Source organism: Serratia aquatilis, from assembly GCF_044865145.1.
Classification (GTDB): Bacteria; Pseudomonadota; Gammaproteobacteria; order Enterobacterales; family Enterobacteriaceae; genus Chania; species Chania aquatilis.
The window spans coordinates 4,807,589-4,834,541 of sequence record NZ_CP173186.1 but is presented as its reverse complement, the minus strand read 5'-3'; the positions used below and the strand labels follow the sequence as shown (position 1 = coordinate 4,834,541).

The window sequence follows — 26,953 nt, the reverse complement described above, 5'->3', positions numbered from 1 at the left end:
AACCCGAATAAAACAAAAGAGGAATGCCAAGGCACTCCTCTTTTGGTATCAGGCAGTGCCTAGGGCCAATCAGCTTTGTGTCAAATGTAGATCCAGTGGCGTTTTGCTTGGTTCACCACCAATTTCACGCGCCAAACGTGGTACCAAATAGCCGGAGACTTTACTCAGCAGGCCTTTCATAATCGCGCGGGCCTCATCATCATTGACCATGAAATGGGCTGCGCCTTGCACCTTATCCAATACGTGAATGTAATAAGGCAAGATCCCACTATCGAACAGTGCGTTACTCAGCGTTGCCAGCGTATCGGCATTATCATTGATACCCCGCAGCAGTACGCTCTGGTTTAACAATGTAACTCCTGCTTCGCGTAACTTTGCCATACTGGCCTGGAATTCCCGATCAATTTCATTGGCGTGATTGATATGGGTGATCATCAGTACCTGCAGGCGTGAGGCCGAGAGCCGTTGGCAAAGCTCCGAGGTGATCCGCGCAGGAATAACTACTGGCAAGCGAGTATGAATGCGCAACCGCTTAATATGTGGGATTTTTTCAAGTTCACCGATCAGCCAATCCAGTTCATGATCTTTGGCCATCAGCGGATCGCCACCGGAAAAGATAATTTCATCCAGTTCCGCGTGTTTGCCGATGTATTCCAATGCCTGAAGCCAGTTTGCTTTCTTACCCTGGTTATCCTGATAAGGGAAATGGCGGCGGAAACAATAACGACAATTGACCGCACAACCGCCTTTCACCAGTAGCAGAGCACGATTGCGATATTTGTGCAGCAAGCCTGGTACTACGCTGCGTTGTTCATCCAACGGATCGGTGGTGAATCCAGGCGCACTGATGAATTCCTCTTTAGCGGTCAAAACCTGACGCAACAGCGGATCATTGGCATCGCCAGGCCGCATGCGTGCTGCAAAAGCTCGTGGTACACGCAAGGCAAACAGGCGGCGCGCATCGCGCCCCTGCGGAAGTTCCGGGTGTGAATTCAGTGACAAAAGCTGCAGCAATTCATCTGGGTCGGTAATAACATCGGCGAGTTGATACAACCAATCTTCTCTAAGTGCTGTGTTTTGGGTTACAATGTGTGCCATTTTTTGGCTAAGCTACCAGTTTAAATATTCAGAGGGCCATTATGGCGACTTATTCTAGCAACGATTTCCGTCCGGGTCTTAAAATCATGTTCGAGGGCGAGCCTTACGCTATCGAATCCAGTGAGTTCGTGAAACCTGGCAAAGGTCAGGCTTTTGCGCGTGTAAAAATGCGCCGTCTTCTGACCGGCACCCGCGTTGAAAAAACCTTCAAGTCTACCGATTCAGCGGAAGGTGCGGACGTTGTGGATATGAACCTGACTTACCTGTACAACGACGGTGAGTTCTATCATTTCATGAACAACGAAACCTTTGAACAATTGGCTGCCGATGAAAAAGCGATTGGTGATAACGCCAAGTGGATGCTGGATCAGGCAGAGTGCATTGTGACCCTGTGGAACGGCCAACCGATCGCCGTAACTCCACCTAACTTCGTTGAACTGGAAATCGTGGATACCGACCCAGGCCTGAAAGGCGATACTGCGGGTACCGGCGGTAAGCCAGCAACCCTGAGCACTGGCGCAGTCGTTAAGGTGCCATTGTTTGTACAGATCGGCGAAGTGATCAAAGTTGATACCCGCTCTGGCGAATACGTTTCTCGCGTTAAGTAAGTTTCAAGGCAGAGGAGCCAAGTGGTTCCTCTGTTTTATTTTCCCGCCAAACGTTGGCAGGGGCCTTTTATAAATACCGCTTCCACCCAGCCAGAAGGGACGACCCATCTGCGCTTCTCTTGCTCGGGGACGACCCCATAAGTTTTGGAGCCTGTTTCATGGCATGGATCGTTTTGATTTTCGCTGGCCTTTTAGAGATCGTTTGGGCGATTGGCCTGAAGTACACTCATGGTTTTACCCGCCTGACGCCCAGTTTAATAACCATCGCTGCCATGGTTGTGAGCATGGTATTGCTGGCACATGCGATGAAAACGTTGCCTGCAGGAACCGCCTACGCCGTGTGGACAGGAATAGGTGCCGTAGGCGCGGCGGTTATGGGCATGGTGTTGCTTGGCGAATCGACCAATATTATGCGGATCCTCAGCTTGTGCTTGATCGTCGCCGGTATTCTGGGGCTGAAGTTCAGTAGTCACTGAGCAGGATGTTGTTTAACCCAGACTAGTGCTGCAGTGTCAAAACCGTAGCCTTTTGCTGTCTGTACTAATCTGTCGCGCGTGGCGGTGTCTATTGTCGGCGTGCGCGACAGTATCCATAAGTAGTCTCTGTTTGGTCCTGCAACCAGTGCATAACGGTATTCACCATCCAGATCGATTACGTTATAGCCGCCATAAAATGGGCCAAAGAAAGAGACCTTCAACGAAGCCATTTGCGGTGAACCAATAAAGTAGGCTTTACCTTCGCTTTGTTTCCATTGCTGCTTTTTAGTGTCAAACCCACGGTTAATTACTTTCAGGCCGCCGTCCGCGCGCGGGCTGTAATTAGCGGTGACCTGTTCCAAACCACGCTCGAAACGGTGATCTAAACGGGCTATTTCATACCAGGTACCCAGATAACGTTGGCTGTCGAAGTTATCGACAACCTTTATGTCTTTCGGCGGAGTTACGCTACAGGCAACAGAAATAATGGCGGATAACGCTACGCAAAGCTTTGACCAAAAACGCATGGATAACTCCTGTCTACCCTAATCAGATAGACAGTGTAGTCGAAAAGAGGGATAGGCGGCCAACGAAAGCTGACCGCCTGAGGTCTTAAAGCGTGACAACCCCGATCAGGGTAACGACACTCAGAATGGCTGCCAAACCGTAAAAGACCCATTTGCCAGCAGGCACGTGGACTTTTAGATCATGCATGGCGTGGTGAATGCGGTGTAACCCGCACCACAGTGGCAGAATAATCATCAGCAGCAGGAATAGGCGGCCGATCCAACTTTGGCTGAACGCCAAGACTCGCTCATAACCTAGAGCCTCTCCTGGGAAAAGACCTAGTGGCAGCAGAATTCCAATCAGCAGCACAATAGCCGGTGCGATGATCGCTCCCCACATACCGCCAGCGCCGAATAACCCCCAGAAAACCGGCTCATCCGAGCGTTTAGGTGCAAGATTAGTCATGTTTCCTCCGGATTACAGTAACGCTACAGCGAGAATGATCACGGTGACGACGACCGTCACTGCCCACAGAGCTTTAACAATTGGCTCTGGCCCCATTTTTTCACTGTTTACTACTATGTTGGCGGCTTTAGGGGCAAGATCAAACCAGGTTTTGGTATGCAGCACCGCAGCCAGCAGGGCGACGATGTTAATCAACAGTACCAACGGATTTTGCAGGAAACCCACAAAACCGGCCCAGCTTTCAGGCCCACCTTTTAGCGCAAAAACGCCGTACATCAGTACGATACTGAACCAAACCGCAGGTACTGATGTGCTTTCACGCAGCATATAGAAACGATAGAAACCCAGCTTTTGCCACCAGGTTGGTGTCATGGTACGTACATAGGGCTTACGTTGTGTTGTCATTGCAGTCTCATCTCCCTTATTGCGGCTTCAGCATGGCGATCATGAAGTCTTTAGCACTCTCAACCTTGCCTTGCTGAATTGCTGCAGCCGGGTCGACATGTTTTGGACAGACTTCAGAGCAGTAGCCAACAAACGTACAGGACCAGACACCATTTTGACCATTGAGCTGCGGCATACGCTGTTTCTTGCCGTGATCACGGTTATCCAGATTGTAGCGGTGTGCCAAGGTGATGGCTGCCGGGCCGATAAACTCAGGATTGAGGCCAAACTGTGGGCAGGCGGCATAGCATAGACCACAGTTGATGCAGCCGGAAAACTGGTGATATTTCGCCATTTGTGCCGGAGTTTGCACGTTTGGGCCATCTTCCGGTTTTCGATCGTTGCCAATAATGTAAGGCTTAATCGCTTCCAGGCTCTCGATAAAGTGGGTCATGTCAACGACCAGATCGCGTTCGATCGGGAAGTTGCCTAAAGCTTCAACCTTCATACCTTCTGTGTATTCTCGCAGGAAGGTTTTACAGGCCAGTTTTGGCACACTGTTGACCATCATGCCACAAGAACCACAGATGGCCATGCGGCATGACCAACGATAGGAAAGGTCGGGAGCCAGGTTATCTTTGATATAACCCAATGCATCCAGCAGTGAAGTCTGCTCATCGTAAGGTACGCTAAAGGTTTCGAAATGCGGCTCGGCATCGCGTTCCGGATTGTAGCGCATGACTTCGATTTTAAGGTTTTTCATCTCAGCCATTCGCCTGCTCCTTATCCTTTTTATCCTGTGCGTCGGCTTCTCCGCCGTAAACACGTTTGGCCGGTGGCAGTTTGGTAATTTTCACGTCGCTGTACTCCAGGCGAGGCGCGCCATTGGGATTATGGAACGCCAACGTATGTTTCAGGAAGTTCACGTCGTCACGCTCGGTGCAACCCTCGTCAAGACGCTGATGGGCTCCACGTGATTCTTTACGATTTATCGCAGAGTGTGCCATGCATTCGGCAACATCCAGGCCGTAACCTAATTCGATGGTGTACAGCAAATCGGTGTTGAATACGTTGGTATTGTCGGTGATTTTGACACGCTTGAAGCGTTCTTTCAGTTCAGCCAGCTTATCGACGGTTTTCTGCATCAGCTCTGTGGTGCGGTAGATACCACAGCCTTCTTCCATCGACAGACCCATTTCGTCGCGGATTTTTGACCAGTTCTCGTTTCCTTCCTGTTTCATCAGGTTGCTGAGGCGGGTTTCCACATCACGGCCTTGTGCATCGAGGGCACTGCCGTTGGCTGGACCAGTCTCCAGAGCGCGACGGGCAGCATTTTCGCCGGCCACACGCCCGAATACTACCAGTTCTGCCAATGAGTTGGACCCGAGGCGGTTCGCGCCGTGCAGGCCAACAGATGAACATTCACCTACGGCAAACAACCCTTTAATGCGGGTTTCGCAGTTCTGATCGGTTTCAATGCCGCCCATGGTGTAGTGAGCGGTTGGGCGCACTGGGATCGGGTCTTTTACTGGATCGACACCAACATAAGCCTTCGCCAGTTCGCAGATAAACGGCAGACGTTCCAGTAGTTTTTTCTCGCCCAGATGGCGTAGGTCCAGATAGACCACGTCGCCACGTGGTGTGGCAATGGTCCGGCCAGCACGCCACTCGTGCCAGAATGCCTGGGATACTTTATCCCTTGGGCCTAGTTCCATGTATTTGTTCTTTGGCTCACCAAGCGGGGTTTCCGGGCCCATGCCGTAGTCTTGCAGGTAGCGGTAGCCGTCTTTATTGACCAGAATGCCACCTTCACCACGGCAGCCTTCAGTCATCAGGATACCGGAGCCTGGCAGGCCGGTTGGGTGGTACTGTACAAACTCCATATCCCGCAGCGGCACGCCGTGGTGGAATGCCATCCCCATACCGTCACCGGTTACGATGCCGCCATTGGTGTTATAACGGTAGACTCGGCCTGCACCACCGGTTGCCATAATCACCGCGTTGGCGCGGATCTGCACACGAGTGCCTTCCATCATATTCATTGCTACCAAACCACGTGCCTGGCCGTCATCCACCAGAATGTCGAGTACGAAGTGCTCATCGAAACGTTGGATTTGGGGGTACTTCAGCGAGGTTTGGAACAGAGTATGCAGCATGTGGAAGCCGGTTTTATCGGCCGCGAACCAGGTACGCTCGATCTTCATGCCACCGAATCGGCGCACGTTGACTGAACCATCCGGTTTACGGCTCCACGGGCAACCCCACTGTTCAAGCTGGGTCATTTCACGCGGGCAACTATGGACAAAATGGTCAACGACATCCTGCTCACACAACCAGTCGCCACCGGCAACGGTGTCCTGGAAGTGGTAATCATAGCTATCGTGTGCCTGAGTGACGGCCGCAGAGCCCCCCTCTGCGGCTACCGTATGGCTGCGCATTGGGTAAACTTTAGATATTAGCGCGATTTTCAGTTGGGGATTGGCTTCCGCGGCGGCTATTGCTGCCCGTAAACCTGCTCCCCCAGCGCCAATGATGGCGAGGTCGGCGTTAAAGGTTTGCACTGCATTCCTCCAATATTCTTGTTAAAACGAAAAAATAAATATCTATACTTAATATTTATAAAAATGCTTCGGGTGCTAACGTAATTCAGCAGTTATTTAGATTAAAGACTAAGGATAGATAACTCCTACCGAATATAGGGTTATGACTATACCTAAACTTGTTCGCTAGAAATTTGATGTGATCGATTGTTTTGTCTATTAACTATGGCACGAAAGGCATTCCTGTAAAAGTAAGGGGTTACCTCGTCTTTGACCTGGATTAACACTAATACTAGTGGTTTATATAGCCACTATGTTTTTTATGATTTTAATCTGTACCCAAGGCGGTAATCGCTAAGAATTTGTTTGCATGGCAGGATACGAGTAGACTGCATCCCCTGTTTGATTTCGGAGTAATTACCATGAGCGAAGCGGCAAGCTGGCAACCGAGTGCACCCATCGCCAATTTGTTGAAACGCGGAGCGATATTGGCGGAAATCCGGCGCTTTTTTGCCGATCGTGGCGTATTGGAGGTTGAGACGCCAGCAATGAGCCAGGCGACGGTAACCGACATTCATCTGTTTCCTTTCCAGACGCGTTTCGTCGGCCCAGGCGCGGCCGATGGTCTTATGTTGTACATGATAACCAGCCCGGAATATCACATGAAACGCCTTCTGGCGGCAGGCAGTGGCCCGATTTATCAGATGTCGCGCAGTTTCCGCAATGAGGAAGCGGGGCGGCATCACAACCCAGAATTCACCATGCTGGAATGGTATCGTCCGCATTATGATATGTATCGCCTGATGAATGAGGTGGACGACCTGTTACAGCAGGTGCTGGATTGTGACAGTGCCGAAACTCTGTCCTACCAGCAGGCTTTTTTGCGCCATTTGGACCTCGATCCACTCTCTGCAGACAAAGTGCAATTGCGTGAGGCAGCCGCCAAGCTGGATTTGAGCAATATCGCCGATACGGAAGAGGATCGCGATACGCTTTTGCAGTTACTGTTTACCGTGGGCGTAGAGCCGCATATAGGTCGCGATAAACCGGCATTTGTTTATCATTTTCCTGCTTCTCAAGCTGCACTGGCAGAAATCAGTACGGAAGATCACCGCGTTGCAGAGCGGTTTGAGGTCTACTTCAAAGGTCTCGAACTGGCAAACGGTTTTCGTGAACTGACGGATGGCAATGAACAGCGTCAGCGCTTTGAACAGGATAATCGTAAGCGTGTTGCGCGTGGCTTACCGGAGCACCCGATTGATAACAACCTGCTAGATGCGTTGCAGCATGGTATGCCTGAGTGTGCTGGCGTTGCTCTGGGCGTCGATCGTCTGGTCATGCTGGCACTGGGAGCCGAGAGTTTGAGTGAAGTCATGGCGTTTCCTGTCAGCCGGGCATAACGCTCTGGAAATATGAAAAGGGTTCGGTTAGCCGAACCCTTTTTTTACACTTATAAACCACCCGACTCGCGGCGATTGTTCGGCGCAGGCGTTGAAGGTGGCGTACGGCCATTGTTAGTCATGCGTGAAAGCGTTTCGCTACGAACCTGGAACGGTGGGTATGGCAAGGTAATGCCATGCTCACGGTAACCGGCCAGAATCAACTGGTGAATTTCGTGGCGTAATGGCATGCGATGGCCCATTTCGGCGGCGTAGATCCGCAGTTCGAAGATCTGAATACCTTGCTGTAGATCGACCAGATACGCTTCTGGTACTGGATTATCCAGCACTAGCGCACAGCGTTCTGCTGCATTCAATAGGATCCTGGTGACTTCTTCGCTGTTGGCCTCCCCTGGCGCAGGTACGGTCAGTACCACACGCGTGAGCGTGTCTGATAGCGACCAGTTGATAAACTGTTCGGTAATAAACGCCTTGTTAGGCACAATGATCTCTTTGCGATCCCAATCTGAAATAGTGGTCGCTCGGGTGTTAATCTTAGTGACACTACCGGTCAGGTTACGGATCGTGACCGTGTCGCCAATGCGGATCGGTTTTTCAAACAGGATGATCAAACCAGAAATAAAGTTTGAGAAGATCTCCTGCATGCCAAAGCCCAAACCCACACTGAGTGCGGTGACTACCCACTGTAGTTTTGACCACTCAATCCCAATCCAGGCAAAACTGAGTATCGCGCCAAAAAGTAGCAACAGATATTTGGTGATGGTGGTAATGGCATAGCCGGTACCTGGTGCCAGATCCAGGTGCTGCAAGACGGCCAACTCAAGCAGCGCAGGCAAGTTGCGCACTAGTTGCATAGTAACGATCAACACCAGAATGGCGATCAGCAAAGCGCCCAAGGTGATCGGTTGTGCAACATCGACCCCATTAACTGTAGAAGTTACGTCCCAAAGCTTAATGTTTTCCAGAAAGCCAAAGGCCGAATGGATCTCTGACCACAGGAAGATCACTGAAACCAGAGCAATCATCGTGAGGATCGAGCGCACCAGTTGTAACGACTGTGCGCTGATCACATCAAGATCGATCTCTGTCTCATCCACTTCAATCGAACCTTCTGTGCTATTTGGTGTTTGTGAGGATTCACCTTCACCTTTTGCACGCTGGGCCAGAATATCAGCACGGCGTTGCTTGGCACGATCAAAGGCAATACGACGCCGCTGGATCAGCATCCAGCGGCGGATAATGTGGTAAACCACCAACAGCAGGAACCAGATGGCGACAGAGGTTTCCAGCCGTGCCAAGAGCTTTTGTGCGGTTGTCAGATAGCCGACAGTGGATGCCAGTGCGGCAATCAGTGGTGCTGAAAGCAGTAATCCCCATAGAGCAACGTTGATAACGTTTTCACCGGAGCCTTTTTTATCCAGGTAGAGTGGAATACCTGCGCGTTTCAGGCTGTGCGTGACCAATGCCAGCGCCAGACACAGCAAGATGAAGCACAGCCGCCCGAGAGTATTGGAAAATTCGCGATCGTTGAGATTGTCAAAGGTGATCAGTGCCATGATCAGTGGCACAATCAGCCAGATCGACATCTTGTAGTAACGCATAGCGCGGGAAACCTGCGTTACCGGCCAACGGAAATGTGCGATGAATAACCCTTGCGGATGCGCGAACGCGGCACTAATCATACAAATCCACAGTACGGGTAACGTCGCGGTGACGCCATCGCCGATAGCAACCGCTACCGGATAAGGCCATGCATTTTGCAGGCCAAACCCTAGCGCTGCCCACAATACGGGTAGTGGCAAGGCCACCAGAATTGACCAGAAGACGGTTCGCATTGTCAGGAAAAACTCATCCTGCGTAACTTTGCCCACTTTGCTGCTGGCCCGGGCAAGGAAGGCGTGATAGTGCTTGCGCGAACTGATACTGAAAATAACCAGCAATACCGCACCAAAAAGTGGTACCAGCGTTTCCCGGCTGGTGACCATCATCATAAAAGCGCCGCTAAGCTGAGTTAGGGTATCCAATGACAGTAGACGCGTCAGGTCTTGCGCCACATTTAATGGGTAAGATAGCGTGATAGGGCTGATGTCTGGTACCCAGAACAGATAACGGTGGGCAGCGTCACGAATTTCGTTCAGTGCTTCCACCAACTGGGAGTTAGCGACTTTTAATTTAGTCAATTCAAGAATTTGGGTATCACAGCCGGAAAGAAGTGAATTCAGTAACTCACGCTGCGTGCGTATTTGCGCATCGGCAATACGCTGCTGCGCACTGGTCAGCGGAGAACCATCATCTTGTTTCAACTCTTTGAATTGTTGCGGCAACTTTTCCAACTGGCTTTCAAAACGCAGACGCTGAACGCGCAGGTCGGCCATTGCACTGTCCAACTGCTGCGTTTTTGGCATGTCGGGCATGGCAGCAACCTGCGCCCGCAATGTTTCCCCAAGAGCAGTTGAGGCACCAAGCCACTGGGCTTGTTCAATGATGGTACTCAGCGCTTGGCGCACCTGTAGTGTTTGTGCCGCAGCCTGGCGCTGTTGGGAGGAAATCAGATCCATCTGCTGTGCCTGATGGTTCAGAGCAGTGGAGAGTTCACGGTTTATTTGCAACTGTTGGTTGATGCTCTGGGGTAAATCGCTATTTTGTTCCGCTAGTTGTTCCGTCTTTTCCAGCGCGCGCTCTGCTTCGCGCTGGCGCTGGCTATTGAGGTTGTTACGCAGCGTCTGCAACTGCATATCAATTTTTTCGTGGCGTGCCTTATAGACTTCGGCGCGCATCCTGGCCAATTCCTGGCGGTTATTGGCTGAAAGCTGAGCCAACTCAAGCTCATCCACTTTCGCTTTGCGCGCAGCAGCTTCAGTTTGCATCAGTGCCAACTGTGCCATTGCCAATGGTGTCGTCTGGTTATTACTTTGTGCCTGTAGGCGACGCTGTATTTCCGTCAACGAACGCCGTGCTTCGGTCTGCAACTGTGGCAACTGGCTGAGAGAATCACTGATCTCGCGTGAACGATCCTGTTCTTGCTGCAGTAGCCGAGCCTGTTCCAGTAATTGGCTGCTTGTCTGCAGGATCAACTGTTCCAGTTCGCTGGCTGACAGGTTATCGCCGTTTGGCAGGATTTGGGTCTCTTCAAGCGTAAGCTGGTGGCGCAATTCCTGAGTCATTTTCGGGAAATCGTCGATCACCCTCTGATATTGCTCAGAATTGTTTTTCGACTCTTTTCGCTCTGAAAGCCAGTTCAGGGCGCTTTGCAGCGCCTCAATCGTTTCTGCCTGATTTGGTGCGTTTTTGTTACCTTCAACCTGCTTCAACTCCTGTCGGAGCTGGGATTCGTTGGGAACGGTCGCAGCCAGAACCGGCTGAATCAGCATCAGGCTGAGCAAGAACGTGATAATCAGGCGCACAGCGTCAACTTCCTTAGTTTGGCGGGGTAGAGGCGGCGTCTGATACAGCCACGGATCCTGCAAAGGCTTGCCCCATTCGGGTTACGCTACCACTGTTCAACTGCGTGGCAAACTGTACGCTGCCCGGTGTGAACAGATTGATTACCGTAGAACCGAGCTTGAAACGCCCCATTTCCTGGCCCTTGTCCAACTTGATTGCGCCTTCAAGACCTTCAGCCGGATAGGTCCAACGCTTGATAATCCCTTCACGCGGTGGTGTGACGGTCCCTGCCCAGACCGTTTCTATACTGCCTACAATGGTGGCACCCACCAGGATCTGTACCATTGGCCCAAAGGCGGTATCAAACAGACAGATGACACGTTCATTGCGTGCAAACAGATTGGGTACGTTGGCAGCGGTTAACGGATTTACCGAGAACAGGTCGCCCGGTACGTAAATCATTTCACGCAGAACGCCATCACAGGGCATGTGAACGCGGTGGTAATCGCGCGGTGCCAGATAGGTAGTAGCGAACAAACCGTTACGGAATTGCTCTGCCAACAGATAGTTGCCTGCCAACAGCGCTTCCAGCGTGTAGTAGTGCCCTTTGGCCTGGAAAATCTGATCGTCATCGATCGAACCAAGCTGGCTTATTGCACCGTCAGCGGGTAGGGCCAGCATGTCGGGATCCGCTACGATAGGACGTGCACCGTCACGCAGTGGGCGAACGAAGAAATCGTTGAACGTAGCGTAAGACGACAGATCAGGGTTCTGCGCCTCTTGCATTTCCACGCGATAATAACGAGCAAAAGTTTTTACTACCAGTCGCGTCAGCCAACCCGCTTTTTTTTCAGCTCCCCAACCTGCTAGACGGGTTAGTGCCACTTTTGGCAGCCAGTACTGTAATTTAATCTTGACGCTATCCAGCATTTTGACCTCTTGAAAGGATGTATCCGTTGTCTCTATAAACTGTGCTGCCGCTACACAGATAAATCAGGGTAAGGGCGGACATTGACCGCAATCGTTGCCAATGTTCGCACTGTTGGATCAGTTGTCCGTATCTGCAAAGTTTTTGCGGGTTTTAACCTGCGCCATACTTTCTAGAATGCGGTGGTAATTATCGAAACGCTCTTTTGCGATGGCTCCATTTTCCATAGCTGCTCGAATCGCACAGCCGGGATCGGTGTCGTGGCGGCAATCACGAAATTTACAGCCGCCTAAATATTCACGAAATTCGATATAGGCACGGGTGACTTGTTCTGGCTCCAGGTGCCAAAGGCCAAATTCACGCACTCCTGGGGAGTCAATCACATCCCCGCCATGCTGGAAATGATACAGTCGTGCCGCCGTAGTGGTATGTTGCCCTAGGCCGGAAACGTCGGATACCTCGTTTACCAAAATTTGCTTTTCTGTCTGCGGTAGCAGTGCGTTCAATAGACTTGACTTGCCTACGCCGGACTGCCCGGCAAAAATACTGATACGTTCGGCGAGCGCCTGTTCGAAAGCCTCCATTCCCTCGCGGGTCTGGCTGGAAACCTCAAGGACGCGATAGCCGATACGGCGATAGATATCCATCATTCCATCAACCAACTTACGTGCTTCTGCGTCCAGTAAGTCTATTTTGTTGAGGACAATCAGCGGTTCGACTTCCAGAGTTTCACAAGCAACCAGATAGCGATCAATCATATTGAGTGAAAGTTCAGGCAAGATAGCTGAAACAATGACAATCTGATTGATGTTGGCGGCAATAGGTTTAACACCGTCGTAGAAATCGGGGCGGTTTAGTACCGAGGTTCGCTCGTGCACGGCCTCAACAATACCTTTGACGCCCTCATGAGCGCCAACGCCAGGGCGCCATACCACGCGGTCGCCGGTAACCAGCGAGCGTAAGGTTCGGCGTATATTGCAGCGATGCTGCTTACCGTCTGCAGCTTCAACGTCAGCATGCATGCCGAAACGGCTGATGACGATCCCATCCTGCGGTTCGCCCAATTGGGAATCATCCAGTTCCGGCTTATTATCAGTTCGCTTTAGACGACGCTGGTGGTTCGCCTGTACGCGGCGTTGCTGACCTTTGGACAGTTTGTTCTTAGTCACTGAGCCTCACTTGAATCGGCTTTGTACCCGTATCTTCCAAGTAGCACTGTTTTTGCCGCTTGGCTGCAATTTGAAATCCACAGGGTAATGTCGCTCGGGGCGAGCAAAAACGCTATGATACACGCTATTTTATATTAAATAACCGTTGTTAGCCGCACACGCACCGCCATTGGTCGTGTCGCTGTCTACGCTTTGTTTATCTTTCGGCTTTTATGCAGGAAATATCATGACAGGAAACGAAAATAACCTGATTTGGATCGATCTGGAGATGACTGGGTTGGATCCTGAGCGCGATCGTATTATCGAGATTGCCACGCTGGTAACCGATGCCGATCTGAATATTCTTGCCGAAGGCCCGGTGATTGCAGTGCATCAATCTGATGAGCAACTGGCACTGATGGACGACTGGAACGTGCGTACCCATACCGGTAGCGGGTTGGTTGAGCGAGTCAAAGCTAGCAAGTTTGATGAGCGAGCGGCTGAACTGGCGACTATTGCTTTCCTGCAAGCCTGGGTACCCGCAGGCAAGTCACCCATCTGCGGAAATAGTATTGGCCAGGATCGTCGCTTCCTGTTCCGCTATATGCCACTGTTAGAAACCTACTTCCACTATCGCTACCTCGACGTCAGTACCCTGAAAGAGCTGGCACGCCGCTGGAAACCGGGAATATTGCCTGGTTTCAAGAAACAGGCGACTCATCAGGCGCTGGAAGATATCCGCGAGTCAGTGGCCGAACTGGCATACTACCGTGAGCACTTCATCCAGTTGTAATGCCCTTTGCTGTTCCCGTAAGTTGCGTACGAACGCCATGCTGACGCTTAATTCACCACTTTGGTCTATAAAGCAGCGATCAAACAAAAAACGCGTTTTTTTGCTTTCAGGGGCTTGCGGCAAAAAGGATTTCTCGTATAATGCGCACCCCGTACCGATGAAGATTTTGGTTTTTAAAACTATCGGTACGCCGGGCGGGAATAGCTCAGTTGGTAGAGCACGACCTTGCCAAGGTCGGGGTCGCGAGTTCGAGTCTCGTTTCCCGCTCCAAATTCAACAATGCTGCTGATGCAGCATGATGAATAAAAAGCAGTAAAGTAAGTAGTACCCATGCGACGCGGGAATAGCTCAGTTGGTAGAGCACGACCTTGCCAAGGTCGGGGTCGCGAGTTCGAGTCTCGTTTCCCGCTCCAAAAATTTCAAAGGCCATGCTGTAATTTTTTGGCCGGATGCTGAAAAGCATCTCAATGCGGGAATAGCTCAGTTGGTAGAGCACGACCTTGCCAAGGTCGGGGTCGCGAGTTCGAGTCTCGTTTCCCGCTCCAATTTTATCTCCAGATAATATTCAGACTAACGCCACTCATGGTGCGGTCTTCCTCACTGTTATTCATACTCAGACAAGATGTTGTGAACAGAGTTATCCACAATTAGTGTACATAATATCTTCAGCTTAAAAATTCAAAGTCTCACAAATGAAATAATTATCTTGTTGATAGTAAACAGTATTTATTTCTTATGAAACGTTATCTCGATCACTTGCTCTTTTTTTTGCAATTGAAAGACAACACATTTTTATTTTTATGCACAAATCCACAGAGAGTATTCAACGGTGAGAATGAGAGATCTGCCATTGGATTTAGGCATCTCTAGGTAATCCCTTTTCTACTGCGCGAATCAAGCGTCTTTGCTGCGAGGTTTGCACCTCAACCCCCAAAGCTTCGCGTCTTGCAAGCTGTTGTGCCAATGCCCAGGTGATGTGTTCATCCAACATGGTGTCGTGACCCTGTCGGGTGCGCAATGCGATGACAATCTGGTCCTGATAAGGGGCATTGCCGAGAGCAACGGCAATATTACGTAACCAACGTAGATGACCAATACGACGAATAGCAGAGCCTTCGGTGATGCGAAGGAACTTTTCCTCGCTCCAGTTGAACAGCTCAAGCAATTGAGGCGCGTGAAGTGCGCTTCGTGGGCTGAAATCATCCTCGGCGGTTAATTGCGAAAACCGATTCCACGGGCAAATGAGTTGGCAGTCGTCACAACCATAGATACGATTACCCATCAGAGGCCGAAGCTCCTCTGGGATGATGCCTTCCAACTCGATGGTGAGATAGGAAATACAGCGGCGAGCATCTACGGTATAGGGGGCGACTATTGCACCGGTTGGGCAGGTGGTGATGCAGGCAACGCAGTGGCCGCATTGCTCTTCTTGTGGTTTATCCACCGGCAACGGCAGGTCTATCAGCAATTCTCCCAGAAAGAACCAGGAGCCAGCTTCGCGATTAAGGATTAGTGAGTGTTTACCAACCCAGCCAATGCCTGCCTTTGAAGCCAGCGCGCGCTCCATAATGGGGGCTGAGTCCACGAAGGGGCGGAAATGAAGCTCACCGCAATAGGCTTGAATTTGGTCGCCAAGCTTTTTAAGGCGTTGACGTAATAGCTTGTGATAATCACGCCCAAGTGCATAGCGGCTGACATAACCCAATTCTGGGTTTTTTAGAGTACTGGCGAATGCTGCTTTGGCGGGTAAATAGTTCATACGTACACTGATAACCCGAAGCGTGCCGGGCAACAGCTCGTGCGGCCGCGCGCGCAACATGCCGTGACGCGCCATCCATTCCATCTCGCCGTGATACTGCTTATCCAGCCAAGCTTGCAAATTGGGTTCTTCTGCGCTGAGGTCGGTATCGCAGATCCCTACCTGCTGGAATCCTAGCGATTGCGCCCATTGCTTGATATGTTGGGCGAGTTGATTGAGGTCGAGAGGGTGTGTCATGACGAGCCATAGTGAGAAACAGTACTGCTCCAGTTTACCACACTCTGTCTGGTCCGCAGACTGGGTCCGGCAGGCTGAATCCGTCGCTGCCGTTTCGCTCGGTATCTCTTTATATTCGCTGATGCTGCGTGCCGGTGCTGCCGCCACTGCTCTGGCGCGCGATCATTATCCTGCAAGTCGCCATTGGCTGGTACTCTGTGGGCACGGTAATAATGGTGGTGATGGTTATGTCGTAGCGCGTTTAGCCACTGAGGTAGGCATTAAAGTGAGCGTAATTGTTTGTGAAGGTGTTCGCCCATTGCCAACGGAAGCTGCAATCGCCCGACAAGCCTGGTTGGAGAGTGGTGGGGAAATTCTGCCTGCCAGCAGCCATTGGCCACAGGATATCGACCTGATCATCGACGGCCTGTTAGGTACCGGTTTAGGAGGTGCTCCCAGAGCACCCTATGAGGTGCTGATTGAAGCGGTAAACCGAGCCGGTGTACCGGTCATTTCCCTCGATATCCCTTCCGGCCTGCAGGCTGAAACCGGTGCAGTAGCGGGTGCCGTGATTCGCGCTAGTCATACTCTGGCTTTTATCGCCCTTAAGCCCGGATTATTGACCGGGCAGGCGCGGGATTGGGTCGGGCAACTTCACTATAGTACGCTAGGATTATCGGACTGGCTGGCAACACAGCGGCCGCAAATACAGCGCTATAATGGTGCCGATCTAGGACAATGGCTGAAACCGCGTCGCCCTTGTTCCCATAAAGGTGAGCATGGCCGATTGCTGCTGGTAGGGGGCGATCACGGTTTTGGTGGGGCGATACGGATGGCGGCTGAAGCTGCATTACGCAGCGGCGCAGGATTAGTGCGAGTACTTACTCACACTGCGCATGTCGGGCCTTTGTTAACCGCCAGGCCCGAGCTGATGGTGCAGCGCCTGAGTGATGATACGCTTCAACAGGCTGTTGAATGGGCTGATGTCGTTGTCGTGGGGCCTGGACTTGGTCAGGGTGATTGGGGCAAGAATGCGTTAAAACTGCTGCAAACCAGCGATAAACCGGCATTATGGGATGCTGATGCACTTAACTTACTGGCATTGCATCCTGAGAAGCGTCAGAATCGCGTTATTACCCCGCATCCTGGTGAAGCCGCGCGGCTATTGAACTGTCGCACCGTTGATATTGAAAGTGATCGCTTACTTGCGGCCCGCAGATTGGTGGCACAATACGGTGGTGTTGTGGTACTGAAAGGTGCAGGAACCCTGATTGCTGGTCAGCATGGAGAGATGGCGATTGCCGATGTAGGTAATGCTGGTATGGCTTCCGGTGGCATGGGCGATGTGCTGTCGGGTATTATCGGTGGTTTGTTGTCGCAAAAGCTCCCACTGTATGATGCTGCTTGCGCAGGTTGCGTTGTTCACGGTGCGGCAGCAGATTATGTGGCAAAAAAGCAAGGAACAAGAGGATTACTGGCAAGCGATTTGCTACCTGTGATCCCTCACTACGTTAATCCAGAGTTGGCAAAATAGACATTATCGAATGAAAGAACACGTTTTACCTCTGCCAGATGAGGCAGCGACAGTCGCTCTTGGTGCCAGTTTGGCCAAGGCATGTGATCGCGCCAGCGTGATTTATCTCTATGGTGATTTGGGGGCTGGTAAAACCACCTTCAGCCGGGGTTTTCTGCAGGCATTGGGTCATAGGGGTAATGTCAAAAGCCCAACATACACGTTGGTTGAACCTTATGTATTACATCCCTTGGCAGTGTATCACTTCGATCTGTATCGATTAGCTGATCCAGAAGAGCTCGAGTTTATGGGCATACGCGATTATTTTGCTCAAGATGCCATCTGCCTGGTTGAATGGCCGCAACAGGGAACGGGTGTCCTCCCTGACCCCGATCTGGAACTGCATCTCAGTTACCATAATGAGGGTCGGCGTGCGCAGATCCAGGCCGTTTCCGCTTATGGTGGAGAACTTTTAGACCGTATTCGTGGGCTACAAGGATCACACAGCAATGATGTATAGGTTAAGAAAGCTTGCTGTTATTACCTTGCTTGCACTAGTACTGGCGCCATTTGGAGCCTGGGCCGCATCGTCATTATCTGATATCAAAGTAACCAATGCTCAGCACGAAGCTACAGTGTCGGTGAGTTTCAATGGGCCTCCGGCCTATGCTTTCTTCTCACTGCATGGGCCAGATCGCGTTGTTCTGGATGTTAATCAAAGTGGCAAGGTCGGTGGTTTACCGTTGAATTTCAGCGGCCAGAATCTGGTAAAAAGCATTCGTGTCAGCAAGCCAAAGGATGCCCAGAGTGTACGGCTGGTGTTTGATCTGACCAAACGCTCGAAAACGCGCGCGGTAACCCGCCAGAATGGCAACATCTACACGGTAGTGTTCACCATAACCTCTGAAGGTGGCAGGAATACCAATACCACGCGTAAGGCACCAGTTTCTGTGTCAGCAGTGAATGAACCGGTGCGCAAAGCGCCCGCGACGCAGAGTGGTTCGAACCCCTTTACCAATAAATCGGCGGTGGTCTCTGGCACGGCAACAGAAGTCACACCCCGTAGCAGCAGAGTCTCCAGCGGTTCTGGCGATCGTGTCGTTGTCGCGATCGATGCGGGCCACGGTGGGCAGGATCCCGGTGCGATCGGGCCCAACGGCCTGAAAGAGAAAAATGTGACCATTGCTATCGCGCATCGCTTGCGAGACTTGCTGGATGCCGACCCAATGTTTAAACCGGTGATGACACGTACTGGCGATTATTTTATTTCGGTCATGGGGCGTTCAGATGTAGCACGTAAGCAAGGGGCTAACGTGCTAATTTCTATCCATGCTGATGCCGCACCTAATCGCAGCGCCAATGGCGCTTCAGTTTGGGTTCTGTCTAATCGCCGGGCCAACAGCGAGATGGCGGGGTGGTTGGAACAACACGAGAAACAATCCGAACTGCTGGGCGGTGCTGGCGATCTGTTAGCTAACAGCCAGGCCGACCCCTATCTGAGTCAGGCGGTATTGGATCTGCAGTTTGGCCATTCCCAACGCGTTGGTTATGACGTAGCGGTAAAGGTGTTGCAACAGTTACAAAAAGTGGGCTCGTTGCACAAGCGGCGTCCGGAGCACGCTAGCTTAGGCGTGTTGCGTTCACCGGATATCCCATCACTGCTGGTGGAAACAGGATTTATCAGTAATAGCACGGAGGAGCGGCTGCTAGGCAGTAGCGCGTATCAGGATAAAATTGCACGGGCGATCCACAATGGCCTACGCAGTTATTTCCTGGCGCATCCGCTACAAGCTGACCCAAAGGTGGAAAACCGCCCGTTGGACGTCGCAGCGGCGGTTAACTCCTCAGCACCGAAATTGAAACAACCTAGAGTTGTAAGCTCTTCGGCCAGCAATGACGTAGGGAAAACGCAGACCCATGTGGTCAAGCCCGCAGAAACGCTTTCTGGCATTGCTGCCAGCTATGGCATCAGCATGGCAGCGTTACGCGATCTGAATAAACTCAAGAAAGATGGTGTATGGGTCGGCCAGCGATTGAAAGTGCCTGCCGGGAAAAACAGACAGGCGCCGGTTCAGGCCAAGGCGAAAAATACCAAGCCGACCAGACACAAAGTAACGCATGGTGATACGCTGTCATCCATCGCAGCGCGTTATGGCGTTAGCGTTAACGATTTAAAACGTGTTAACAATTTAAAGACGGATGTCGCGCCTCTGGATCGGACGCTGACAATTCCGCAGATTTGAAGTACTAACCAGAGGGGTCAGCATGCCTATCCAGGTGTTACCGCCACAGCTAGCCAACCAGATTGCAGCCGGAGAGGTGGTTGAACGCCCTGCATCGGTTGTGAAAGAACTGGTAGAGAACAGCCTGGATGCTGGGGCAACGCGTATCGATATCGATATTGAACGCGGTGGCACCAAACTGATCCGCATCCGAGATAATGGCTGTGGGATCGGCAAATCGGATCTGGCTTTGGCTCTTGCTCGCCACGCTACCAGTAAAATCAGTTCCCTCGATGATCTGGAGGCGATTATCAGCCTGGGTTTTCGCGGTGAGGCGTTGGCCAGTATCAGTTCTGTTTCACGCCTGATGCTTACCTCACGCACGGCAGAACAGAGCGAGGCGTGGCAAGCCTATGCTGAAGGGCGCGATCAGGCAGTTACCGTCAAACCTGCGGCGCACCCGGTAGGGTGTACGGTTGAGGTGCTCGACCTGTTCTACAATACGCCCGCCAGGCGCAAATTTATGCGCACGGAAAAAACCGAGTTTGGTCATATCGATGAGGTGGTCCGGCGTATCGCGCTTGCGCGTTTCGATGTCGCCATCAACCTTACCCACAATGGAAAACTAACGCGCCAGTACCGTGCGGCTAAAGACGAAAGTCAGCATGAGAAACGTATGGCTAGCATCTGTGGCCCCGCTTTTTTACAGCATGCTCTGGCGGTTTCCTGGCAGCACGGTGATCTCAGTATTCGTGGTTGGGTAGGCGATCCCCAAGGGGCTGGCCAACTTGGCGAAATTCAATATTGCTATGTAAATAGCCGCATGATGCGCGATCGTCTGATCAATCATGCCATTCGTCAGGCTTATCAGGATCAGTTGAAAGACGATCAACAGCCTGCCTATGTGCTTTATCTGGATGTGGATCCGCATCAGGTGGACGTGAATGTTCATCCGGCCAAGCATGAGGTGCGTTTTCATCAGGCACGATTGGTGCATGACTTTATTTACCAGGCTGTGACAACCGTATTGCAACAGGCCAGTAATATGCCACTGCCACTGGCAGAAGAATCCGCAGAAAGCCCTGCCTGGCAACCGGAAAACCGTGTTGCCGCAGGGGGCAACCACTTTTCACAGCCAGCACCTGAGCGTGAACGGCAGGCGACGGCACCTGCTGCTCGCGAACGTGCGCTGCAGCCAACTTATCAGGCTGGCTCTGGCTATCAAAAGCGTGAGGGCGAGCTGTACAGTAGACTGCTTCAGGCCACGCCAACCACTGAAACACCAGCAGAAAAGATAAAACAGCCGCTGTTCCCGCCGGTTAATGCTGCGAAAGAAACACCACTAGCCGGTAGCGAACACGGTTTTGGCCGCGTCTTGATGATTTGCCCACCTTGTTATGCATTGGTCGAACAGCGCCAGCGACTGGCATTGTTGAATCTACCCATTGCCGAGCGTTGGCTGCGTCAGGCGCAATTGAGCCCACCAGAAGAGGGGTTAAAACCGCAGCCACTCCTTATTCCTATCAAACTGGCCTTGAACAAAAATGAAGCGGCAGCCTGCGTACAACATCAAGCGCTGCTGGTAAAAATGGGCTTGGAACTGCAATCAGATCATGGGCGTGTGACGTTGCGCGCAGTTCCTTTACCGTTACGGCAACAAAATTTACAAAAGTTGATACCCGAGCTGTTAGGCTATCTGGCGGAACATCAGGAGATGTCACCTACGGTGCTGGCCATTTGGCTTGCGAGCCATTTAGGCAGCGAGCATGAGCAATGGAACAGCTCGCAAGCGATACAATTGCTGACCGATGTTGAACGACTCTGCCCACAGTTGGTCAAATCCCCACCTGGCGCTCTTTTACAACCCGTTGATTTACAGGCTGCACTGGCAGCTCTCAAGCATGATTGAAACTGAAATGATACACCGTCCTCCGGCCATTTTTATCATGGGGCCTACGGCCTCCGGCAAGACTTCTTTGGCGATGGCACTGCACCAACGTCTGCCAGTGGAGTTGATCAGTGTCGATTCCGCCTTGATTTATCGCGGAATGGACATTGGCACCGCCAAACCGAGCGCAGAAGAATTGGCTCAGGCCCCACATCGGTTGATTGATATTCGTGATCCGGCTGAGGTTTATTCCGCGGCGGATTTTCGTGCCGATGCATTGAAGGCGATGGCCGAGATTACAACCGCGGGCCGTATCCCGTTACTGGTCGGTGGTACCATGCTTTATTTCAAGGCATTACTGGAAGGGTTATCGCCATTGCCCTCTGCCGATCCGCTGGTGCGAGAGCAAATTGAGCAGCAGGCTTCAGAGCAGGGTTGGGAGGTTTTGCATCGTCAATTGCAGGAGATAGACCCTGTTGCAGCGTTACGAATTCATCCGAATGATCCACAGAGACTGACCAGAGCACTGGAAGTTTTTTTTATTTCGGGTAAAACTTTAACGGAACTGACTAAAATTTCGGGTGAATCGTTGCAGTATGATGTTCACCAGTTTGCGATTGCGCCAGTCAGCCGGGAGTTGTTACACCAACGCATCGCGCTGCGGTTCAATCAGATGTTGGCGGCAGGTTTTGAGACGGAAGCTCGTGCACTTTTTGCACGGGGTGATTTGCACACGGATTTGCCTTCCATTCGTTGTGTCGGTTACCGCCAGATGTGGTCATATTTGTCTGGCGAGATTAGTTACGATGAGATGGTTTATCGTGGTATTTGCGCAACACGTCAGTTGGCCAAACGCCAAATGACCTGGTTACGGGGTTGGGAGTCGGTTCATTGGTTGGACAGTGAAAAGCCGGGAGAGGCTTTAGACTCGGTAATACAGGTTGTTAGTGCATAGGTTGGGTGATTGTGTACAATTGATGAGTATTCAGCGCGCAAATTTTTTAGTTCGTTTATTTTAGAGCCGATAGGTTCTTTGTTACAAACAACAAACAAATAAGGAAAAGATAGAATGGCTAAGGGGCAATCTTTGCAAGATCCGTTCCTGAACGCATTGCGTCGTGAACGTGTTCCGGTTTCTATTTATTTGGTTAATGGTATTAAGCTGCAAGGCCAGATTGAGTCTTTTGACCAGTTTGTCATCCTGTTGAAAAACACGGTGAGTCAGATGGTTTATAAGCACGCCATCTCTACCGTTGTTCCGTCACGCCCGGTATCGCACCACAGCAACAATCCGAGCGCCGGTACCAGTAATTATCACCATGGTAACAATCCATCTGCGCCACAACAGCCGCAGCAGGAAAGCGATGACGCTGAATAAAGCGCGTTGCGAGTCAACCATGGCGGGGAGCATAGGCAGCAATGTGCTGTTTATGTCCCCCGAACTCACGGTTTTTGTCCGTTTGAGAGGTTGCACGCTTGTTTGACCGTTATGAAGCCGGTGAGCAGGCCGTACTGGTTCATATCTATTTCTCACAAGATAAAGATACAGAAGATCTCAGCGAGTTCGAGTCGTTGGTGTCCTCTGCGGGTGTTGAAGCTTTGCAAGTGGTTACTGGTAGCCGCAAAGCGCCTCATCCCAAATACTTTGTCGGTGAAGGAAAGGCCGAAGAAATTGCAGATGCGGTGAAATCCAGCGGCGCGTCTGTTGTCCTGTTTGATCATTCCCTTTCCCCGGCGCAGGAGAGAAATCTCGAACGCCTGTGTGAATGCCGAGTGATCGATCGCACCGGGTTGATTTTAGACATTTTTGCCCAGCGTGCCCGTACCCATGAAGGTAAGCTGCAGGTTGAGCTGGCGCAGTTGCGCCACATAGCGACCCGACTGGTTCGTGGCTGGACTCACCTTGAACGTCAGAAAGGTGGGATTGGTCTGCGGGGGCCTGGCGAAACTCAGTTAGAAACTGACCGCCGTTTGCTGCGTGATCGCATAAGTTTAATTCTTAGGCGTCTCGAGAAAGTTGAAAAGCAGCGTGAGCAAGGTCGGCGAGCGCGTACCCGCGCCGATGTGCCAACCGTATCGTTGGTGGGCTATACCAACGCGGGTAAATCAACCCTGTTTAACCGAATTACGTCTGCCGAGGTTTATGCCGCAGACCAGTTATTTGCCACCCTGGATCCTACATTACGGCGTATTGATGTAGCTGATGTAGGTGATACCGTGTTGGCGGATACCGTAGGCTTTATCCGACACTTGCCGCATGATCTTGTCGCCGCGTTCAAAGCAACGCTGCAGGAGACGCGTCAGGCCTCTCTGTTATTACATGTGATCGACGCTGCGGATACCCGGGTAGATGAGAACATTGAAGCAGTGAATACCGTGCTGGCAGAAATTGAGTCGGATGAAATTCCTACACTGTTAGTAATGAATAAAATAGATATGCTGGATGACTTTGTCCCGCGTATCGATCGCAACGATGAAAATTTACCGATCCGAGTGTGGCTCTCTGCCGCCAGTGGCGAAGGTATTCCGTTGCTTTTTCAGGCGTTGACGGAACGCTTATCGGGGGAAATTGCGCGTTATGAGTTGCGTTTACCGCCAGAGGCAGGCCGTCTACGTAGCCGTTTTTATCAGCTTCAGGCAATCGAGAAAGAGTGGAATGAAGAGGACGGTAGTATCGGTGTGGTGATACGTATGCCGATCGTGGAGTGGCGTCGCCTCTGTAAACAGGAACAGGATCTGATTAACTTTATCGTATGATCATATACTGTTACATTTAGACGCTCAGCTTAACAATACTGAGTGGGCAATACCCGATGGATTTGAATATGAAGGTCGGCGACAACCGAAGCGAGCCTCAGAAGTTTGGTGCGTCAAATGACTGAGTTGAGCACAGGAAAGCGTCATCTTTATGTTTAAAAAACGTAGGGTAAAGCGTTAGCCTGAAGTACCCAATCACAGAATAATGGAGCTAAAACATGGCGTGGAATCAGCCCGGTAATAACGGACAGGACCGCGACCCGTGGGGGAGCAGCAATAACAATGGCGGCAACTCTGGCGGTAATAATAAAGGCGGTCGCGATCAAGGGCCACCGGATTTGGATGATATTTTCCGCAAGCTGAGCAAGAAATTGAGCAGTTTGGGCGGAGGTAAAGGCTCCAACGGTAATAACAGCGGTGGTTCCGGCTCAACCGGGCCTCACTTCAGTGGCCGAATTTTTGGTATCGCTGCGGTTGCGGTAGTGGTTATCTGGGCCGCAAGCGGCTTCTACACTATCAAAGAAGCCGAGCGTGGTGTAGTTACCCGTTTCGGTAAGCTCAGTCACTTGGTGCAGCCAGGTTTGAACTGGAAGCCAACCTTCATTGATGAAGTGCGCCCGGTTAACGTGGAGTCGGTACGTGAACTTGCAGCGTCAGGCGTCATGCTGACTTCTGATGAGAACGTGGTACGCGTAGAAATGAACGTACAGTACCGTGTTACCGATCCGGCTGCTTATCTATTCAGCGTGACCGATCCCAACAACAGTCTGCGGCAGGCTACAGACAGTGCATTGCGTGGTGTTATCGGTAAATACACCATGGACAAGATTCTGACTGAAGGCCGTACCATCGTGCGTAGCGACACTCAGCGTGTACTGGAAGAAACCATTCGTCCATACAAAATGGGTATCACTCTGCTGGACGTCAACTTCCAGGCAGCACGCCCGCCGGAAGAGGTGAAGGCCGCGTTTGATGATGCGATTGCCGCTCGTGAAAACGAACAGCAATACATTCGTGAAGCAGAAGCCTATACCAACGAAGTTCAACCACGTGCGAACGGTCAGGCACAGCGTTTGCTGGAAGATGCCAGAGCGTATGAAGCACGTACCGTTCTGGAAGCCCAGGGTGAGGTAGCTCGCTTTGCCAAGCTGTTGCCGGAATACAAATCCGCACCGGAAATTACCCGTGAGCGTCTGTATATCGAAACCATGGAGAAAGTCTTGAGCCACACCCGCAAGGTGTTGGTGAATGACAAAGGCAATAATAATCTGATGGTATTACCACTGGATCAGATGCTGCGTGGCCAGACCGGTAAAGCGGCGACCGAAGGCAGTAAAGATACCAGCCTGATTCGTCTCAACCCAGCCCCATCTACCAGCACTACGGCAGATACGGGTTCCAGCAGCGCCGGCAGTAGTTCGATGATGGACCAACGCCGGGTAAATACGCAGCGTAGCGACAACACTCGCGTAGGGAGAGAATAATCAATGCGTAAGTCTTTCATAGTTATCGTCGCAGTGGTGTTGGTAGCACTCTATACCTCACTGTTTGTGGTACAGGAAGGCGAACGTGGCATTGTGCTGCGTTTCGGCAAAGTACTGCGCGACAACGAAAACAAACCACTGGTATATGCACCGGGTCTTCACTTCAAGATCCCATTCATTGAAACAGTGAAAACGCTGGATGCCCGCATCCAGACCATGGAGAACCAGGCCGATCGCTTCGTAACCAGTGAGAAAAAAGACCTGATTGTCGATTCTTATCTGAAATGGCGTATCAGTGATTTCAGCCGCTACTACCTGGCAACAGGCGGTGGTGATGTTTCTCAGGCTGAAGTGTTGCTGAAACGTAAGTTTAGTGACCGTTTACGTTCCGAGATTGGCCGTTTAGACGTGCGTGATATTGTAACCGATTCCCGTGGTCGCCTGATGTTGGACGTCCGTGATGCGCTAAACACCGGTACTGTTGGTGAGGGTGAGGAAGTTGCTACTACCGAAGCCGATGATGCCATTGCTTCTGCTGCTGCGCGTGTTGAGCGTGAAACTACCGGCAAACAGCCGCAGGTTAACCCGAACAGTATGGCGGCACTGGGCATCGAGGTAGTTGACGTGCGTATTAAGCAGATCAACCTGCCTGCTGAGGTGTCTGATGCCATCTTCCAACGTATGCGTGCAGAACGTGAGGCAGTAGCCCGTCGTCACCGTTCGCAGGGCCAGGAAGAGGCTGAAAAGCTGCGTGCAACAGCGGACTACGAAGTAACGCGTACTCTGGCTGAAGCAGAGCGTCAGGCGCGTATTACTCGTGGTGCGGGTGATGCGGAAGCTGCCAGACTGTTTGCAGCCGCGTTCAGCCAGGATCCGGATTTCTACGCTTTCATCCGTAGCCTGCGTGCTTATGAAACCAGCTTCGGCCCGGGTAACCAGGACGTGTTGGTGTTGAGCCCGGACAGCGATTTCTTCCGCTACATGAAGTCGCCGGAAGCTACGCGCAATAGATAATGCCAGCCTAGTGCTGCTCGATGGCCTATAGCCTGAAGAGTAAGGGTATACAGGGTCCGTTAACTGCGGGCCCTTTCTTTTATGGGGGAAAGATGAATTCAACGATCTGGCTGGCGCTCGGGCTGGTTTTGGTGCTTGAGGGATTGGGGCCAATGCTGTTTCCGCAGGCCTGGCGTAAAATGATCCAGGCAATGACGCAATTACCGGATCCAACGTTACGGCGTTTTGGTGGTGCATTAGTGGTTGCAGGCTGCGTAATCTACTACATGTTGCGTAGTCGCTCAGGGGTTTAAACTTTAGTCGAAAAAGTACGCAATCGTATGCTAAAAGTGCTGAAACTCGAGAATTACGATGGTAGAATCCATTTTT

At 51.5% G+C, this 26,953-nt stretch carries 24 protein-coding genes and 3 tRNA genes; 17 read left to right on the top strand and 10 right to left on the bottom strand.

Annotation, left to right across the window (positions count from 1 at the left end; translation table 11 throughout):
• Positions 1–69 precede the first annotated feature (69 nt).
• A complete protein-coding gene (gene epmB, locus SAQUA_RS21910; RefSeq protein ID WP_380676384.1) occupies positions 70–1,098 on the bottom strand; it encodes an EF-P beta-lysylation protein EpmB in 1,029 nt (342 codons plus the stop codon).
• A 41-nt stretch (positions 1,099–1,139) separates the two neighbouring features.
• Here epmB and efp point away from each other — a divergent pair, with 41 nt between their 5' ends.
• Complete coding sequence (efp, locus tag SAQUA_RS21905; RefSeq protein WP_380676382.1) at positions 1,140–1,706, top strand: elongation factor P; 567 nt, start codon at positions 1,140–1,142, stop codon at positions 1,704–1,706.
• Positions 1,707–1,864: 158 nt separating this feature from the next.
• Positions 1,865–2,182, top strand: coding sequence for a quaternary ammonium compound efflux SMR transporter SugE (sugE, locus tag SAQUA_RS21900; protein ID WP_380676380.1), 318 nt, complete (start codon positions 1,865–1,867; stop codon positions 2,180–2,182).
• On the opposite strand, the gene blc is transcribed toward sugE, so the two are convergent.
• The 5 genes from blc to frdA form a co-directional block, all read right to left on the bottom strand.
• Complete coding sequence (gene blc, locus SAQUA_RS21895) at positions 2,176–2,709, bottom strand: outer membrane lipoprotein Blc (protein WP_380676378.1); 534 nt, start codon at positions 2,707–2,709, stop codon at positions 2,176–2,178. The genes sugE and blc overlap by 7 nt on opposite strands.
• A gap of 85 nt (positions 2,710–2,794) precedes the next feature.
• Positions 2,795–3,154, bottom strand: coding sequence for a fumarate reductase subunit FrdD (gene frdD, locus SAQUA_RS21890; protein ID WP_380676376.1), 360 nt, complete (start codon positions 3,152–3,154; stop codon positions 2,795–2,797).
• 12 nt (positions 3,155–3,166) lie between these two features.
• Positions 3,167–3,559 (bottom strand): fumarate reductase subunit FrdC, encoded by a 393-nt coding sequence (frdC, locus tag SAQUA_RS21885; protein WP_380676373.1) that lies wholly within the window; start codon positions 3,557–3,559, stop codon positions 3,167–3,169.
• Positions 3,560–3,575: 16 nt separating this feature from the next.
• Positions 3,576–4,310, bottom strand: coding sequence for a succinate dehydrogenase/fumarate reductase iron-sulfur subunit (locus SAQUA_RS21880; RefSeq protein ID WP_380676371.1), 735 nt, complete (start codon positions 4,308–4,310; stop codon positions 3,576–3,578).
• Positions 4,303–6,099, bottom strand: a complete 1,797-nt coding sequence (gene frdA / locus SAQUA_RS21875; RefSeq protein ID WP_380676369.1) for a fumarate reductase (quinol) flavoprotein subunit — start codon at positions 6,097–6,099, stop codon at positions 4,303–4,305. Before frdA ends, SAQUA_RS21880 begins: the two co-directional genes overlap by 8 nt.
• 401 nt (positions 6,100–6,500) lie before the next feature.
• Here frdA and epmA point away from each other — a divergent pair, with 401 nt between their 5' ends.
• Complete coding sequence (gene epmA / locus SAQUA_RS21870; protein WP_380676367.1) at positions 6,501–7,478, top strand: elongation factor P--(R)-beta-lysine ligase; 978 nt, start codon at positions 6,501–6,503, stop codon at positions 7,476–7,478.
• A 50-nt stretch (positions 7,479–7,528) separates the two neighbouring features.
• On the opposite strand, the gene mscM is transcribed toward epmA, so the two are convergent.
• From mscM to rsgA, 3 genes are all read right to left on the bottom strand, one after another.
• Positions 7,529–10,882 carry a miniconductance mechanosensitive channel MscM gene (gene mscM / locus SAQUA_RS21865; RefSeq protein WP_380676365.1) on the bottom strand — a complete coding sequence of 1,118 codons (3,354 nt, stop codon included), beginning with the start codon at positions 10,880–10,882 and terminating at the stop codon, positions 7,529–7,531.
• Positions 10,883–10,895: 13 nt separating this feature from the next.
• Positions 10,896–11,792, bottom strand: coding sequence for an archaetidylserine decarboxylase (gene asd / locus SAQUA_RS21860; protein ID WP_380676363.1), 897 nt, complete (start codon positions 11,790–11,792; stop codon positions 10,896–10,898).
• Positions 11,793–11,909: 117 nt separating this feature from the next.
• A complete protein-coding gene (rsgA, locus tag SAQUA_RS21855; protein WP_380676361.1) occupies positions 11,910–12,959 on the bottom strand; it encodes a small ribosomal subunit biogenesis GTPase RsgA in 1,050 nt (349 codons plus the stop codon).
• A gap of 226 nt (positions 12,960–13,185) precedes the next feature.
• Here rsgA and orn point away from each other — a divergent pair, with 226 nt between their 5' ends.
• From orn to SAQUA_RS21835, 4 genes are all read left to right on the top strand, one after another.
• The gene (gene orn, locus SAQUA_RS21850; protein WP_380676359.1) at positions 13,186–13,731 is read left to right on the top strand and encodes an oligoribonuclease; all 546 of its coding nucleotides are present in this window, start codon (positions 13,186–13,188) and stop codon (positions 13,729–13,731) included.
• A gap of 194 nt (positions 13,732–13,925) precedes the next feature.
• Positions 13,926–14,001, top strand: a tRNA-Gly gene (locus SAQUA_RS21845).
• A gap of 67 nt (positions 14,002–14,068) precedes the next feature.
• Positions 14,069–14,144: transfer RNA gene (locus tag SAQUA_RS21840), tRNA-Gly, on the top strand.
• A gap of 56 nt (positions 14,145–14,200) precedes the next feature.
• Positions 14,201–14,276, top strand: a tRNA-Gly gene (locus tag SAQUA_RS21835).
• 311 nt (positions 14,277–14,587) lie between these two features.
• Here the strand turns inward: SAQUA_RS21835 and queG are convergent.
• Positions 14,588–15,727: a tRNA epoxyqueuosine(34) reductase QueG gene (gene queG / locus SAQUA_RS21830; RefSeq protein ID WP_380676357.1), complete on the bottom strand. Its 1,140-nt coding sequence runs from the start codon at positions 15,725–15,727 to the stop codon at positions 14,588–14,590.
• Here queG and nnr point away from each other — a divergent pair.
• From nnr to SAQUA_RS21780, 10 genes are all read left to right on the top strand, one after another.
• Complete coding sequence (nnr, locus tag SAQUA_RS21825) at positions 15,726–17,240, top strand: bifunctional ADP-dependent NAD(P)H-hydrate dehydratase/NAD(P)H-hydrate epimerase (protein ID WP_380676355.1); 1,515 nt, start codon at positions 15,726–15,728, stop codon at positions 17,238–17,240. The genes queG and nnr overlap by 2 nt on opposite strands.
• A 10-nt stretch (positions 17,241–17,250) precedes the next feature.
• Positions 17,251–17,739 carry a tRNA (adenosine(37)-N6)-threonylcarbamoyltransferase complex ATPase subunit type 1 TsaE gene (gene tsaE / locus SAQUA_RS21820; protein ID WP_380676353.1) on the top strand — a complete coding sequence of 163 codons (489 nt, stop codon included), beginning with the start codon at positions 17,251–17,253 and terminating at the stop codon, positions 17,737–17,739.
• A complete protein-coding gene (gene amiB / locus SAQUA_RS21815) occupies positions 17,729–19,462 on the top strand; it encodes an N-acetylmuramoyl-L-alanine amidase AmiB (RefSeq protein ID WP_380676351.1) in 1,734 nt (577 codons plus the stop codon). Before tsaE ends, amiB begins: the two co-directional genes overlap by 11 nt.
• 22 nt (positions 19,463–19,484) lie before the next feature.
• Positions 19,485–21,350, top strand: a complete 1,866-nt coding sequence (gene mutL, locus SAQUA_RS21810; RefSeq protein ID WP_380676349.1) for a DNA mismatch repair endonuclease MutL — start codon at positions 19,485–19,487, stop codon at positions 21,348–21,350.
• Entirely contained in the window at positions 21,343–22,284 is a 942-nt protein-coding gene (gene miaA, locus SAQUA_RS21805; protein ID WP_380676347.1) for a tRNA (adenosine(37)-N6)-dimethylallyltransferase MiaA, read from the top strand. Before mutL ends, miaA begins: the two co-directional genes overlap by 8 nt.
• 114 nt (positions 22,285–22,398) lie before the next feature.
• Positions 22,399–22,707: an RNA chaperone Hfq gene (gene hfq, locus SAQUA_RS21800; RefSeq protein ID WP_004952704.1), complete on the top strand. Its 309-nt coding sequence runs from the start codon at positions 22,399–22,401 to the stop codon at positions 22,705–22,707.
• Between the two features lie 98 nt (positions 22,708–22,805).
• Positions 22,806–24,086, top strand: a complete 1,281-nt coding sequence (hflX, locus tag SAQUA_RS21795; RefSeq protein ID WP_380676344.1) for a ribosome rescue GTPase HflX — start codon at positions 22,806–22,808, stop codon at positions 24,084–24,086.
• A gap of 218 nt (positions 24,087–24,304) precedes the next feature.
• Entirely contained in the window at positions 24,305–25,570 is a 1,266-nt protein-coding gene (gene hflK, locus SAQUA_RS21790) for an FtsH protease activity modulator HflK (RefSeq protein ID WP_380676342.1), read from the top strand.
• A 3-nt stretch (positions 25,571–25,573) separates the two neighbouring features.
• On the top strand, positions 25,574–26,584 hold the full coding sequence (hflC, locus tag SAQUA_RS21785) for a protease modulator HflC (RefSeq protein WP_380676340.1): 1,011 nt from the start codon (positions 25,574–25,576) through the stop codon (positions 26,582–26,584).
• Between the two features lie 92 nt (positions 26,585–26,676).
• Positions 26,677–26,877 carry a DUF2065 domain-containing protein gene (locus SAQUA_RS21780; protein WP_380676338.1) on the top strand — a complete coding sequence of 67 codons (201 nt, stop codon included), beginning with the start codon at positions 26,677–26,679 and terminating at the stop codon, positions 26,875–26,877.
• Positions 26,878–26,953 lie beyond the last annotated feature (76 nt).

What these genes read in the sequence shown, in the direction of transcription:
- tsaE (WP_380676353.1), top strand. Translation starts at nt 17,251, where the DNA reads ATGAAAGAACACGTTTTACCTCTGCCAGATGAGGCAGCGACAGTCGCT.
- SAQUA_RS21780 (WP_380676338.1), top strand. Translation starts at nt 26,677, where the DNA reads ATGAATTCAACGATCTGGCTGGCGCTCGGGCTGGTTTTGGTGCTTGAG.
- hflC (WP_380676340.1), top strand. Translation starts at nt 25,574, where the DNA reads ATGCGTAAGTCTTTCATAGTTATCGTCGCAGTGGTGTTGGTAGCACTC.
- mutL (WP_380676349.1), top strand. Translation starts at nt 19,485, where the DNA reads ATGCCTATCCAGGTGTTACCGCCACAGCTAGCCAACCAGATTGCAGCC.
- epmA (WP_380676367.1), top strand. Translation starts at nt 6,501, where the DNA reads ATGAGCGAAGCGGCAAGCTGGCAACCGAGTGCACCCATCGCCAATTTG.
- queG (WP_380676357.1), bottom strand. Translation starts at nt 15,727, where the DNA reads ATGACACACCCTCTCGACCTCAATCAACTCGCCCAACATATCAAGCAA.
- frdD (WP_380676376.1), bottom strand. Translation starts at nt 3,154, where the DNA reads ATGACTAATCTTGCACCTAAACGCTCGGATGAGCCGGTTTTCTGGGGG.
- sugE (WP_380676380.1), top strand. Translation starts at nt 1,865, where the DNA reads ATGGCATGGATCGTTTTGATTTTCGCTGGCCTTTTAGAGATCGTTTGG.
- efp (WP_380676382.1), top strand. Translation starts at nt 1,140, where the DNA reads ATGGCGACTTATTCTAGCAACGATTTCCGTCCGGGTCTTAAAATCATG.
- blc (WP_380676378.1), bottom strand. Translation starts at nt 2,709, where the DNA reads ATGCGTTTTTGGTCAAAGCTTTGCGTAGCGTTATCCGCCATTATTTCT.
- amiB (WP_380676351.1), top strand. Translation starts at nt 17,729, where the DNA reads ATGATGTATAGGTTAAGAAAGCTTGCTGTTATTACCTTGCTTGCACTA.
- nnr (WP_380676355.1), top strand. Translation starts at nt 15,726, where the DNA reads ATGACGAGCCATAGTGAGAAACAGTACTGCTCCAGTTTACCACACTCT.
- epmB (WP_380676384.1), bottom strand. Translation starts at nt 1,098, where the DNA reads ATGGCACACATTGTAACCCAAAACACAGCACTTAGAGAAGATTGGTTG.
- orn (WP_380676359.1), top strand. Translation starts at nt 13,186, where the DNA reads ATGACAGGAAACGAAAATAACCTGATTTGGATCGATCTGGAGATGACT.
- hfq (WP_004952704.1), top strand. Translation starts at nt 22,399, where the DNA reads ATGGCTAAGGGGCAATCTTTGCAAGATCCGTTCCTGAACGCATTGCGT.
- hflK (WP_380676342.1), top strand. Translation starts at nt 24,305, where the DNA reads ATGGCGTGGAATCAGCCCGGTAATAACGGACAGGACCGCGACCCGTGG.
- asd (WP_380676363.1), bottom strand. Translation starts at nt 11,792, where the DNA reads ATGCTGGATAGCGTCAAGATTAAATTACAGTACTGGCTGCCAAAAGTG.
- SAQUA_RS21880 (WP_380676371.1), bottom strand. Translation starts at nt 4,310, where the DNA reads ATGGCTGAGATGAAAAACCTTAAAATCGAAGTCATGCGCTACAATCCG.
- miaA (WP_380676347.1), top strand. Translation starts at nt 21,343, where the DNA reads ATGATTGAAACTGAAATGATACACCGTCCTCCGGCCATTTTTATCATG.
- frdC (WP_380676373.1), bottom strand. Translation starts at nt 3,559, where the DNA reads ATGACAACACAACGTAAGCCCTATGTACGTACCATGACACCAACCTGG.